Origin of the sequence: Sodalis ligni (genome assembly GCF_016865525.2) — a bacterium.
Taxonomy (GTDB): Bacteria; Pseudomonadota; Gammaproteobacteria; order Enterobacterales; family Enterobacteriaceae; genus Acerihabitans; species Acerihabitans ligni.
Genome location: NZ_CP075169.1, coordinates 369,207 through 381,279, shown reverse-complemented (window position 1 = coordinate 381,279; position 12,073 = coordinate 369,207). Strand labels below are relative to the sequence as shown.

11 protein-coding genes are annotated in these 12,073 nt (G+C 56.8%); 5 read left to right on the top strand and 6 right to left on the bottom strand.

Annotation, left to right across the window (positions count from 1 at the left end; all coding sequences use genetic code 11):
* Positions 1–50: 50 nt before the first annotated feature.
* The 6 genes from yigB to GTU79_RS01700 all read right to left on the bottom strand — a co-directional run bounded on the left by yigB (position 51) and on the right by GTU79_RS01700 (position 6,201).
* On the bottom strand, positions 51–767 hold the full coding sequence (gene yigB / locus GTU79_RS01720; RefSeq protein ID WP_203524340.1) for a 5-amino-6-(5-phospho-D-ribitylamino)uracil phosphatase YigB: 717 nt from the start codon (positions 765–767) through the stop codon (positions 51–53).
* Positions 767–1,678 carry a tyrosine recombinase XerC gene (gene xerC / locus GTU79_RS01715; protein WP_203524341.1) on the bottom strand — a complete coding sequence of 304 codons (912 nt, stop codon included), beginning with the start codon at positions 1,676–1,678 and terminating at the stop codon, positions 767–769. Before xerC ends, yigB begins: the two co-directional genes overlap by 1 nt.
* On the bottom strand, positions 1,675–2,379 hold the full coding sequence (locus GTU79_RS01710) for a DUF484 domain-containing protein (RefSeq protein ID WP_203524342.1): 705 nt from the start codon (positions 2,377–2,379) through the stop codon (positions 1,675–1,677). Before GTU79_RS01710 ends, xerC begins: the two co-directional genes overlap by 4 nt.
* Positions 2,376–3,200, bottom strand: a complete 825-nt coding sequence (gene dapF, locus GTU79_RS01705; RefSeq protein WP_203524343.1) for a diaminopimelate epimerase — start codon at positions 3,198–3,200, stop codon at positions 2,376–2,378. Before dapF ends, GTU79_RS01710 begins: the two co-directional genes overlap by 4 nt.
* A 117-nt stretch (positions 3,201–3,317) precedes the next feature.
* A complete protein-coding gene (gene lptM, locus GTU79_RS30020) occupies positions 3,318–3,539 on the bottom strand; it encodes an LPS translocon maturation chaperone LptM (RefSeq protein ID WP_253073472.1) in 222 nt (73 codons plus the stop codon).
* A 112-nt stretch (positions 3,540–3,651) separates the two neighbouring features.
* A complete protein-coding gene (locus tag GTU79_RS01700; RefSeq protein WP_203524344.1) occupies positions 3,652–6,201 on the bottom strand; it encodes a class I adenylate cyclase in 2,550 nt (849 codons plus the stop codon).
* Between the two features lie 325 nt (positions 6,202–6,526).
* Here GTU79_RS01700 and hemC point away from each other — a divergent pair, with 325 nt between their 5' ends.
* The 5 genes from hemC (at position 6,527) to GTU79_RS01675 (ending at position 12,059) form a co-directional block, all read left to right on the top strand.
* Positions 6,527–7,468 carry a hydroxymethylbilane synthase gene (gene hemC, locus GTU79_RS01695; RefSeq protein ID WP_203524345.1) on the top strand — a complete coding sequence of 314 codons (942 nt, stop codon included), beginning with the start codon at positions 6,527–6,529 and terminating at the stop codon, positions 7,466–7,468.
* Complete coding sequence (hemD, locus tag GTU79_RS01690; protein WP_203524346.1) at positions 7,465–8,205, top strand: uroporphyrinogen-III synthase; 741 nt, start codon at positions 7,465–7,467, stop codon at positions 8,203–8,205. Before hemC ends, hemD begins: the two co-directional genes overlap by 4 nt.
* Before the next feature lie 22 nt (positions 8,206–8,227).
* Positions 8,228–9,421 (top strand): uroporphyrinogen-III C-methyltransferase, encoded by a 1,194-nt coding sequence (gene hemX, locus GTU79_RS01685; protein WP_203524347.1) that lies wholly within the window; start codon positions 8,228–8,230, stop codon positions 9,419–9,421.
* A gap of 3 nt (positions 9,422–9,424) precedes the next feature.
* The gene (gene hemY / locus GTU79_RS01680; RefSeq protein ID WP_203524348.1) at positions 9,425–10,618 is read left to right on the top strand and encodes a protoheme IX biogenesis protein HemY; all 1,194 of its coding nucleotides are present in this window, start codon (positions 9,425–9,427) and stop codon (positions 10,616–10,618) included.
* A gap of 643 nt (positions 10,619–11,261) precedes the next feature.
* Positions 11,262–12,059, top strand: coding sequence for a DsbA family protein (locus GTU79_RS01675; protein ID WP_203524349.1), 798 nt, complete (start codon positions 11,262–11,264; stop codon positions 12,057–12,059).
* The last annotated feature ends 14 nt before the right edge of the window (positions 12,060–12,073 follow it).

Below are 12,073 nucleotides of genomic sequence, written 5' to 3'. Positions count from 1 at the left end.
AGAGCCTTTTAGTACGTATTTACTGGTTATTTATACAGCAACCGCGATGATTATAGCAAGGCTGTCAGGGATTCCAACCGCGAAATCTCCAAATGCGGCAGCAAGCGGGCGTCGGGGGCCTGGCGGAAATTGCCGCCGCGATCGTTTATCCAGCAGGCCTGCATGCCGCTTTGGACGGCACCGGTAATATCCGCCGCCAAATCGTCGCCCACGTGCAGGATACTCTGCGGCGGCAGGCCGAGCTTTTCCGCCGCCAGATGGTACATATCGCGAAAAGGCTTGGCGCGCCCGTCGGGACCGGCGCGCAGTACAAACGCGAAATAGCCGGCCAGGCCGCAGGCCGCGGGCGAAGCGTTGCCGTTGGTAATGGCCACCAGCGGCCAGCGTGCGCCGAGCGCGCGCAGCGTTTGATGCGTGACAGCGGGAACGTCAATGCTGCTGCGCCAGCGGGCGAACTCCGCCATGGCGGCATCGGCGCCGGCGCCGGCCTCGGCATCGCTGAATCCCTGGTTGCGCAAGCCCAGTTCCAGCGCGCGCCAGCGCCAACGCGTCACATCGTGATAGATTTCCGGCTCCCGCTGGCGCAGCTCGGCCCGGATCCGGCGGTAGTAAGACGCGTCCAGGGATTTCAGGGCCGGATGATAGTTCTGCAAAAACAACAGTGACTCCCGTTCGGTACGGGCGATCACCGGCCGGTTATCATACAGGGTGTCGTCTAAATCAAAGGTTAATGCCCGCAGTGGGCGCAGTGGGCGGTAAAAACGCATCACGACTTCCCTCGTTTGGCCCTGGGATGCGCGGCGTCATAAACCTGGGCCAGATGTTGAAAATCAAGGTGAGTATAGATTTGCGTGGTGGAGAGATTGGCGTGGCCCAGCAATTCCTGCACCGCCCTTAAATCGCCGCTGGATTCCAGCATGTGGGTGGCGAACGAATGACGCAGCTTATGGGGATGGACATGGCTTTCAATGCCCTGTTTTATTCCCCATTCGGCGAAACGTTTTTGCACATTGCGCATGGAAATGCGTTTACCGGTCTTCGCCACAAATACCGCATTGTCCTCAGGGGCGAAAAATTCCCGCAGCGCCAGCCAATGCCGCAGCCAGGCGACGGCGGATTTGCCCAGCGGCAGCTTGCGCTCTTTGTTGCCCTTGCCCACCACTCTCACTTCGCCGGCGTCCAAATCGATATGGCCGCAGTCGAGATTCACCATTTCCGCCAGACGCAGGCCGTCGCCATACATGATTTCCAACATGGCGCGATCGCGCACCGCCAGCGGATCGGTGCTGTCAATGTCCAGCAGGCGATCGACTTCATCTACGTCCATGTTTTTCGGCAGATGGCGGCCGGCGCGGGGCGCGGAAACGCCTTTGGCCGGATTAGCCTTCAACTCTCCCCGTCCCACCAGAAAATCAAGAAAACTGCGCAGCGCCGACAGGCGCAATGCCAGGCTGGCGGCCTGTAATCCCTGGCGCTTGCTGCGGGTCGCCATCGAACGCACATGGCTTACGTCCAACTGCGGCCATTCAGCGACGCCAAGATCGTCGGCAATCTCCACCAGCGCGGTTAACTGATGGGCATAACTGGCCTGGGTCAGCGGACTTAATTGCCGCTCCACCCGCAGATAGCGCAAAAAGGCGTCCACCTTCGGCTGTAGGGGCGATTCTCCGGCGGTCATAGGCGAGCGACCCAGCGCACCAGCAAACCGGGCAGCAGGGCAGCCATTTGCTGCAGCAACACGGTCCCCATGCCGGATTGATAATGCTGGCTGTCCCGGCTGGTGAATATAACCACGCCCAGGGAGCCGTCTTCACCCATCAGGGTCATGGCCACCGAGCCGACCTGTCTGGCCTGAGGCATTAACAGCAGCAGCTCCGGGCCGTTAAGGGTGCCCAGATAATGGTTGCCCTGACCGAGACGCTGGATGCGCAAAGGCTCAAAGGCGGTTCTGGACAGGCCTAGATGGGTAAAATCCGAGGGAGCGCCAATCAGCCATTTATCAGAGAATAATCGCATATGCGCACCGGACAAGCCGAGGCTGCGCGCCCAGCGTTGCAAACGGCTGAGGAAATCCTGCAGGCTTTCGGCGGTGGCCAGGTCGGTTTGCAAATCCAGCAGGCGATTGAACAGCTGTTCATTGGTCGCCGCCGCTTCCATCAACCGGCCGATGTCTTCTTCCAACTGCTGGATATGCCGGCGTTGGCGCGTTATCTGCCACTCCAGCAGGGACACGCTGCCCCGATTGACATGGGGAATGCGCATCTGCTCGACCTGGAGAGCGTTGCGGATAAAAAAGTCCGGATTTTGTACCAGGAATTGCGAAACCGTACTGTCGTCCAGGACCGGCGCCGTCTCGACTTGCTCCCCGATATTCTTCATAGATGAATAAACCCGTCGTAGATATGTACCGCCGGCCCGGTCATAAAGAGCGGGTTGCCCGGACCTTTCCAACTGATGTCCAAAACGCCGCCCGGCAATTCGACTTTCACCTGTTGCGACAATACGCCCTGAAGGATGCCCACCGCCACGGCGGCACAGGCGCCGCTGCCGCAGGCCTGGGTTTCCCCCGCTCCGCGCTCAAATACCCGCAGCCGAATGTTCTGGGGGTTAACCACCTGCATAAAACCGATATTCGCCCGTTCGGGAAAACGCTCGTGATTTTCCAACAGCGGACCGAGGGAGGATACCGGAGCGGCGTCGGTATCCTCCACCTGAATAACGCAGTGGGGATTACCCATGGATACCACGCCGCACAGCACCGTCTGCTCCGCTACCCGCATAATATAGGTTTTTTCCGCTTTGGCGGCGCGAAAAGGGACATCCTGCGGCTCGAATTTCGGCTCGCCCATATTCACCCTCACCTGATCATCATCAGTAATGGTGATGATCATCCGCTCGGTTTGGGTACTGACGTGTAATTCCCGTTTATTGGTCAGACTTTTCATTCTGACGAAACGGGCAAAACAGCGGGCGCCGTTACCGCATTGCGCCACTTCACTGCCGTCGGCGTTGAAGATGCGGTAGTGAAAATCCAGTTCGGGATCGTACGGGGGCTCCACCACCAGCAGTTGATCGAATCCCACGCCGCAATGCCGGTCCGCCAGACGACGGATAAGCTCCGGCGAAAAATAGACGTTTTGCGTAACGGCGTCCACGACCATAAAGTCGTTTCCCAGACCGTGCATTTTGGAAAACTGCATATCCTACTCCGCTGACCTACTCTGTGCGCAGCATAGCGCTTCTCATGTCAGGATGCGACCGAATCGCGTTTTCAGCACCCGTTGCGACCCTTTTACGACACTCCTTTACGCTTCCGTTTACGGTACGACCGAATCGCCTGAATGAGGCGCGTTACTGCCGGGATTCGCCGTTTGCACCGGTGATTGGCTGGAAGTGTCCGTCGTGGTCAGCTTGTGTGACTCAGCGGGTTTAGCGGTGGTTTTAGGCGCCGGCGGCATAAAAAGCGGCCCTTTCAACCCGCATCCGTACAATCCCAGTACTAAAAACGCCGTTATCACGGGGCGTAATTGACTATTCATCCGATTCATTACCTGTCATTCATGCTCTCAAGCCCTCTATCATCGCAGTTGGATCTTGAAAAGCAATAGGAATCGTTGGGGAGGTTGGGTCGCGCTGCTTGGGCCGGTACGTTTAATTCGACCGCGCCTGCTGCTGAGATGCATCCTGATCATAGGGGGCGGCGGCCACCAGATGCGACAGCACGCTGTTGCGAAACGGCACCACCTGGATACGCCCGTCAAGCTGCTCAATCTGGTAGAACTGGGGCAAATTGAAGTTGATAAAGCTCGAACCGTAGGTAAATCGATCGTGGGATGAAGAATAGAAACGGCTCACATCGCGCACCAGCTCTTCCTTGCTTCCTTCGCAATGATGGTAAGCCTCGACCCGGTTGGTTTCATCAAGGATATAAATATTGAAACCCTGTTCGTCCGCGCTCTCTTCGAAGAAGAACTGAATGATGCCTTCGCTGGCAAAGCCGTCCACCACCGGCGGCAAATGCACCTTATCGGTTTCCATCTGGATGGACAGGCCGTGCAGCTTGTTATTGGAAATGGCGCCGTAAAATTCAATGGCGTTTTCCAGCTTCTGCACCGAGACGCTCAGACGTTCGAAGAACAATCCCCAGGTCTGGCCGGCAACCCGCACCGCTTTGAAACGGGCCGGATCCTGGCGGGTGCTGGAAAGCCGCAGCTCGATACATTCGGAAACCAGCTGCTGTACCCGGGTTCGGATCAAGCCGCGCAAATGCTGGCTATAGCAGAACACCTCCACCGTGTCGGGAGGCGAGGCATCCTGATGCATCTTGCCGAGAATGGTTTTCAGCGCTTCCAGCACCGCCTGCTCGCCGTTGAAATGCAGTGTGCGCACTTCGTTCCATGAGTTGCGGTACAGCAAATCGATGCTGCCCACCAGGCATTCCTGCTGCTGACCGAAGCTGAAGACGTCCAGTTTCCGGAAATCGAAATGCACGACCTGATTGCGGAAAACGGCGGTGGGATCGTATTCAAGATTGACAATAATAGCCAGATGGCGGATTTCACAGGGGCTATACAGCGCTTTGGGCGTCGGCGCCGGAACCCGTAGCGGGAAAGTGCGGGAAACATCCGCTACCAGTTCCTGCAACCGGCCCAGATCGCATACATCGCTGCCTTTGATATGCAGGCAGGTCTTAGGAGTCAACAGCCCGTTAAACCAGGCCCAGGCCACCAGCTTGTTCAGATAGCGGTTATATTCCAACGGCTGATGGCTGATGATGGATTCCATCGACGGCGACTGGTTATACAGATACCAGCCAGCCCGATTGGCGCGCCCCTGCGGCACATGGATAAACGTCAGGTGCTGCTCGGACAAATCCGGGGAAATCTGCGGGTTGATAAGCGTGACCTTGCCGGGCAGCGCTTCGAATGCCGCATAAAGCTTGCGGGTCAATACCCCGATATCCTGCGGGCTGGCGCTGACGCTTAGATTATTACGTCGGGCGAAACGAATCAGGTTACGGTAGCTTTGCATCATGGCGTCGAGCAATTCGTTGTGCGCCTCCCGCACCTGACCGATTTTCCAGTTAGCGCGATCGTCGAGCATGCTCAGACGCGCTTCGTCCCAGCCCCACTCCTTGACCTGCTGGCTGAGGATCTCCCGCCGCCAGACCACGCTTGCCGGGGTAGAAGACAATTTCTCGCAGACTTTAAGGTAAAAACAGCGCCGCACCAGATCCAGCCGGGTCATATCGTTAATCTGGGTCAGGTAATGGGTGACCCGTTCCAGCATCATGCAATAAGGATCCAGGCCGAAAGAGACGATCTCGCCGTCGTGGAGATGCTGCTTGATATTCATCGCCAGCAGTTGGGTGTGGGGATACTCCCAGGAATAGGCTTCCAGCAGCAGGGTTTTCAGCACCGCTTTATAGGGGGAGTCGATGCTTTTATAAAGCTGCCACAGACTGGCGCCGAAATACTCTTCGGCGGAAAGCGTACCCAGGCCGCCCAAATCCAGCCATTCATTGGGGGTCAACGCGCCGCGGGCATACAGCGACATCACATATTCATCGTAATGATCTTCTTCATCCCCCGGCACCATGTTCCACAAAATACGCTTGCCGGCCATGCGTACCGCGGTACGGTAGAATTCGTCCAGCAGCAGGATATGCTGCGTGGATCCGCAATCATCATCGCCGAGGTTGCCGCTTTCATTGTGGCGGAAGCGATTTTCATCAATAAGGAAAAAATTGACCTCCACGCCCTGGGCCGCCGCCCATTTTTCCAGCAGCAGGCATTTACGCTGCAATTGGGCCCGTTCCACATTGTCGAGCCAGGACTGGTGACAGACCCAGACATCCAGATCCGAATTGGCGTTTTGGCCGATGGAGGACGTGCTGCCCATGGAATAGACGCCGGTAATCGGCCGTTCGCCGCTCACTGGAGCCACCAGCGGAATGGCCGATTTTTTGGTCATCTCGGTCAGCGAGGCGTTTTGTTTATCATCGGACGTGTAAAAGCAAATGCCGCAGGGTACGTTACCTTCGAGGTAACCCGGAAGCATTGGGTGATGATAATGTAATAAGGTTGGCAGCAGACTGTAGACTTGCTGAAAGGCCGGCCCCATAGCCGCCAATGCCCGATCCACCCTAAGTTGGTTGATCGCGTCCAGTCTCTGTTTCAGTGTCTCGATATAGAAGTACAAGACGTCTCGCTTGGTTATCCCGGTGCCTAAAAAATCCTATTTCCAAAGCCGCCCGGATATAAAGTTAGAAGAATGCTCGGCCGGTAATTGCTGGAAACGTGATCAATTTAACACCTTGCTGTTTGACCGTAAAGGAAGTTAAGCTACTCATTAATTATAACACTTTTCCCTGTTGCTACCTTTAATTCCAAGATGTCGGCGGGTTGCCCGACGCTTCCCCCCCTGGATCCCTATGCCTTTCAGAGCCTTACCATCAATGATAGGATGCAGTGATGGGATGCAATGATAGGATGGGCGGTGAATGATTGAAACGGTAACGAACACTATGCAAGATAACCTGATAAGGATCGCCACCCGGCAAAGTCCACTGGCATTGTGGCAAGCCCGGTACGTGCAGGGGGAACTGCTGCGCCACCATCCGGATCTGCGGGTAGAGCTGGTGCCGATGATAACCCACGGCGACATTATGCTGGATACCCCGCTGGCCAAAGTCGGAGGAAAAGGGTTATTTATCAAAGAGCTGGAGCGGGCGCTGTTGGAAGACCGCGCCGATATCGCCGTGCATTCCATGAAAGACGTCACGGTTTCCTTTCCCGACGGACTGGGTTTGGCGACGATTTGCGAACGGGAAGATCCCCGCGATGCCTTTGTTTCCTCCCGCTACGATCGTCTGGAAGATTTACCGGCAGGCGCGGTGCTGGGCACCTCGAGCCTGCGCCGGCAGTGCCAGGCAAAGGAACGCCGGCCTGATTTGATCATCCGCGATCTGCGCGGTAACGTGGGCACCCGTCTGGCCAAGCTGGATCAAGGAGACTACGACGCGGTGATCCTGGCGGTGGCCGGACTTAAGCGGCTGGGCCTGGAAGAACGCATCCGCTCGCCCCTTGAGCCTGAAGAGTGCCTGCCCGCCGTCGGCCAAGGCGCGGTGGGCATCGAATGCCGCCTGGACGATAGCCGCACGCTCAAACTGCTGGCGCCGCTCCATCATCGGGAAACCGCCATTCGGGTCACCGCCGAACGGGCCATGAACGCCCGCCTTGACGGCGGCTGCCAAGTGCCTATCGGCAGCTATGCCGAAATCCACGGCGACCGGCTGTGGCTACGGGCTCTGGTGGGCAGTCCTGACGGCAGCCGCGTAATCCGCGCTGAACGCAGCGCCCCGCTCGCCGAGGCGCAAGCCCTGGGCGAAGCGCTGGCGGAAGAACTGCTGCGGGGCGGCGCCCGTGACATCCTTGACCTGGTCTACCAGGGAAAACCGCCGCAATGACCATCCTGGTCACCCGTCCATCACCGGCCGGCGAACAGCTGGTCAATCGCCTGCGCTCCCGGGGACAATCCGCCTGGCATTTACCCTTGATTGAATTCTCTCCCGGCGAAGAACTGGCATTATTGCCGTCGCGCCTTGAGACACTGACGGCGGGGGATATGCTGTTCGCGGTATCCAAATATGCAGTGAATTACGCGCACGCTTTGCTGGCCCGGCAAGGAGTGGCGTGGCCCCCGCAGCTCAATTATTTCGCCGTGGGCCGTACCAGCGGATTACTGCTGCATACCCTGAGCGGATTAAACGTGGACTATCCCCGCGACGGCGAAAACAGCGAGCATCTGCTCGACCTTCCCGCCCTGCAACGGGTGGCGGGGCGGCGGGCCTTGATTTTGCGCGGTAACGGCGGACGGGAAGTTCTCGAACAGACGCTGCGCCAACGGGGCGTCGACGTCGGTTACTGCGAATGCTACCGCCGCAGCCCGGTGAGTTACGACGGTGATGAGCAAAGTCGGCGATGCCTGCAACTGGGTATAAATACTTTGATCATAACCAGCGGCGAAATGTTACAACAATTCTATACTTTAATTCCTGCTTACTATCGCGACTCCTGGCTGCTTGCCTGCCGGCTGATTGTGGTGAGTGAACGATTAGGGGCTTTAGCCCGCCAATTGGGCTGGACGGATATCGTCGTAGCCGACGCGGCAGACAATGATGCGCTTATGCGCGTGCTGCTCTAAATTCAACATGGGATAGGCCAATATGACGGAACACACTACTCCAACAATACCGCAGGAAAACGCGACCGGCACCGCGGATACCTCCGGCGCATCCCGGTCCGGAGCAACGGCACCCCCATTAGGCGAGGCGCAGCCGTCGCCGGCAGGCAAAAGCGCCAGTCCCGGCGGCGTTAAACCGACTATAGGAATCATACTGGCGGTAATCGCCATTATCCTCGCCTTGCTGCTGGCCGCCGCGCTCTATTTCTACAATGTGCGCCAGGGCAAGGCGCAAGCCGCCGCCAGCCAGCAGTTGCAATCCCGTCTCAGCGAACTGCAGCAGGCGCAGCAGCAGCAGCAGCAGCAATTTCAAACCGCACTGCAACAACAGGGCCAGGCATTGACCGCCGCCCGGCAGCAGGCGGCGGATCAGACCAGGCAGCTGGGAGAATTACGAGAGAGAGTCGCTACTATTTCTGGCTCTGAAGCCAATACCTGGCTATTGGCGCAGGCGGATTTTCTGATAAAACTGGCGGGTCGTAAACTGTGGAGCGATCAGGACGTCGTCACCGCCGGCGCATTGTTGAAAAGCGCCGACGCCAGCCTGGCGGACATGAACGATCCCAGTTTGATGCCGGTGCGGCGCGCGATTACCGACGATATCGCCGGTTTGTCCGCCGTCAGCCAGATTGATTTCGATGGCATAATTCTGAAAGTGAATCAACTGTCGAACCAGGTGGATAACCTGCGCCTGGCGGATAACGACAGCGATGAAGCGCCGATGGACAGCGACGGCGACAGCAAGCTTTCGGGATCGGTGCGTGAATGGCGGCAAAATCTCAGCAAAAGCTGGCATAATTTTATCAATGATTTCATTACTATCCGCCGTAGAGATACCGGCGCCGAACCTTTGCTGGCACCGAATCAGGATATTTATCTGCGGGAAAATATCCGCTCCCGCCTGCTCATCGCCGCCCAGGCAGTGCCTCGCCATCAGAACGAAGTGTACCAACAGTCCCTGGAAACCGTGTCCACCTGGGTACGCGCCTATTTTGATACCGATGACGCCAGCACCCGCGCTTTTCTCGCCGACGTGGACGCCCTGAGCCAGCAAAGCGTGTCTCTGAACGTACCGGATCAGCTGCGCAGCCAGCCCCTGATGGAAAAACTGATGCAAACCCGCGTGCGCAACCTGTTGGCGCAACCCACCGCTGCCGCCGCCAACCAGGGAGAATAGACGATGCTACGGGTATTCTTGCTGCTTATCCTGTTGATCGCCGGCATTGTTATCGGCCCCATGGTGGCCGGTCACCAGGGCTACGTATTGATACAGACCGACAATTACAATATTGAAACCAGCGTCACCGGCCTCATCATTATATTGATTGTATCGCTGATAGTGCTGTTTGTTATCGAAGCCATCCTGCGCAGGGTGTTCCGCACCGGCGCACGTACGCAGCGCTGGTTCCTCGGCCGTAAAAGCCACAATGCCCGGAGGCACACCAAAGCGGCAATGATGAAACTGGCCGAAGGGGACTACCGCCAGGTGGAAAAATTATTGACCCGTGACGCCGACCATGCGGAGCAGCCGGTGGTGAACTACTTGCTGGCCGCTGAAGCCGCCCAGCAGCGGGGGGATGATGTCCGGGCCAACCAGCATCTTGAGCGCGCTATGGAAGCCGCCGACAGCGATCAGTTGCCGGTGGATATCACCCGGGTCCGGCTGCAGTTGGCGCGCAATGAAAATCATGCTGCCCGCCATGGCGTCGACCATTTATTGTCCATTGCCCCGCGGCACCCGGAGGTATTGCGTCTGGCCGAACAGGCATTTATCCGCACCCATGCCTGGCAGGCTTTGCTGGATATCCTGCCGGCCATGCGTAAAGTCCGCGTCTATGAGGAAGTGAAAATAGATGCGCTGGCCTATCAGGGTTACACCGGCCTGATGGATCAGATTATGGAAAATGAGGGTAGTGAAGGACTTAACCGCTGGTGGCGCGGTCAGGATCGCAAAACCCGCGGCGATACCCGCCTGCTGGTGGCCCTGGCGGAACATCTCATCGAATGCAATGATCATGAAACCGCGCAGGCCATTATCGTTAAGGGGCTGAAAAATCAGAAAAATGAACAATTGCTGTTGCTTATACCCCGGCTGAAAACCGGCGATCCCGAACAGTTGGAAAAAGTGCTGCGCCAGCAGATTAAACAGCAGGGTGCCACGCCGCTGCTTGATAGCACTATGGGGCAATTGCTGATGAAGCGCGGTGAATGGCAGGCCGCCGCCGAGGCTTTTCGCGCCGCGCTCAAACAGCGTCCGGACGCCCATGACTACGCCTGGCTGGCGGATGTGCTGGACCGCCTGCATTTGCCGGAAGAGTCGGCGCAGATGCGTCGGGACGGTTTGCTGATGACGTTGAAATCGCCGCAGCCATAAAAAAGCACTTGCCATCAAGGCAAGTGCATAAGGTCGGATCAAAGACAACAGGTGGTGCCTCACTCAACGGTTTGTCCGGGATGTCTGATGAAAATTCATCAAGAGGATGGACAATAGGCACCCTAATTTGGCTCTGCGTCATTCCCAGGTTTATGAGGCGTAGATATGAGGCGTCAACGCGAACATAAGGGTTGGAATGAGCATCTACCTCCAGACTGTTGCACAACCCATGCCACTCTGGCGTTATGGCCGGCAAGAGCATCGGCAGACAGGCCTCGCAAGACGATTTTTTTGAAAAAAAATACTTGAAATTCATGTGATTAAATATCATGCATCCACAAGTTTTTATCCCGCCTTCCGACTTCTATAGCCCGGCATCATCATTCCCCCCAGCCATTAACTGTCCCTGAATAACGACAGTTTTCCGCTCATCCGCAATATAACGTTTTTTTACATGAGGTTAGATGTCGCCACTGAGTGACAATCTTAGGTAACGGCATAACTCCGCCGCCATCCATTGCCTATTCACCCCATATGATTTACGTTTTCGCAGCGGTGGGAGGATGGTATGCTGCATCCTCCCACCCTGAAATCCCCCTATTTATGTCATGTTTGTATACTTGACGGCTTCTAAGGAAATGTGATGAATTTCAAACTCAAACATGCCGTATTGGTGACGACCCTTGCATTGATAAGCCGAACTGCCCTGGCGGATACCACGGCACAGGCGCCCTTCACGCCGGCACAGCAGGAAGCCATCGGCAAAATCGCCGCCGACTATTTGATGGCGCACCCTGAAATATTGGTACAGGTCAGCCAGAAATTGCAGGCGCAACAGGCCCAGGAGCAGGCGAGCGCCTTGACCGAAGGCGTATTGAATAATCAGGCCGCGCTAATCGCCGATAAAGATACCCCCGCGGTAGGTCCGGCTGATGCCAAGGTGGCGGTGGTGGAATTCTTCGATTATCAATGTGTCTACTGCAATCAGATGGCGCCCATTATGGAATCCGTGATGCAGGCTAACAGCAAGGTAAAATTTGTCTTCAAGGAATGGCCGATTTTCGGCGGCCGCTGGCAGCCCTCCATCACCGCCGCCGAAACCGGCCTGAGCGTGTGGAAAGAACAAGGCGCCAAAGGATATATTGCTTATCACAACGGGATCTATAAAACCGGCCACAACGAAGGCAAATTGACGGATGGAGATATCGCCGGCGTGCTTAAACAAATCCATTTCCCGCAGCCGGCGGCGGCGGAATTGCATAAAAATGTCGCCACGCTGGGCCATATCAACGAGCTGGCGCAGCAAATCGGTTTTAGCGGCACTCCTGGCTTCGTCATTATGCCCACTGAAGGCGCCGCGAAAGACAATATCACTGTTTTTGCCGGCGCGGTTGATCAGGCGGCCTTACAAGCCGCCATCGATAAAGCCGCCGGCCATTAACCGCATCTGATTGT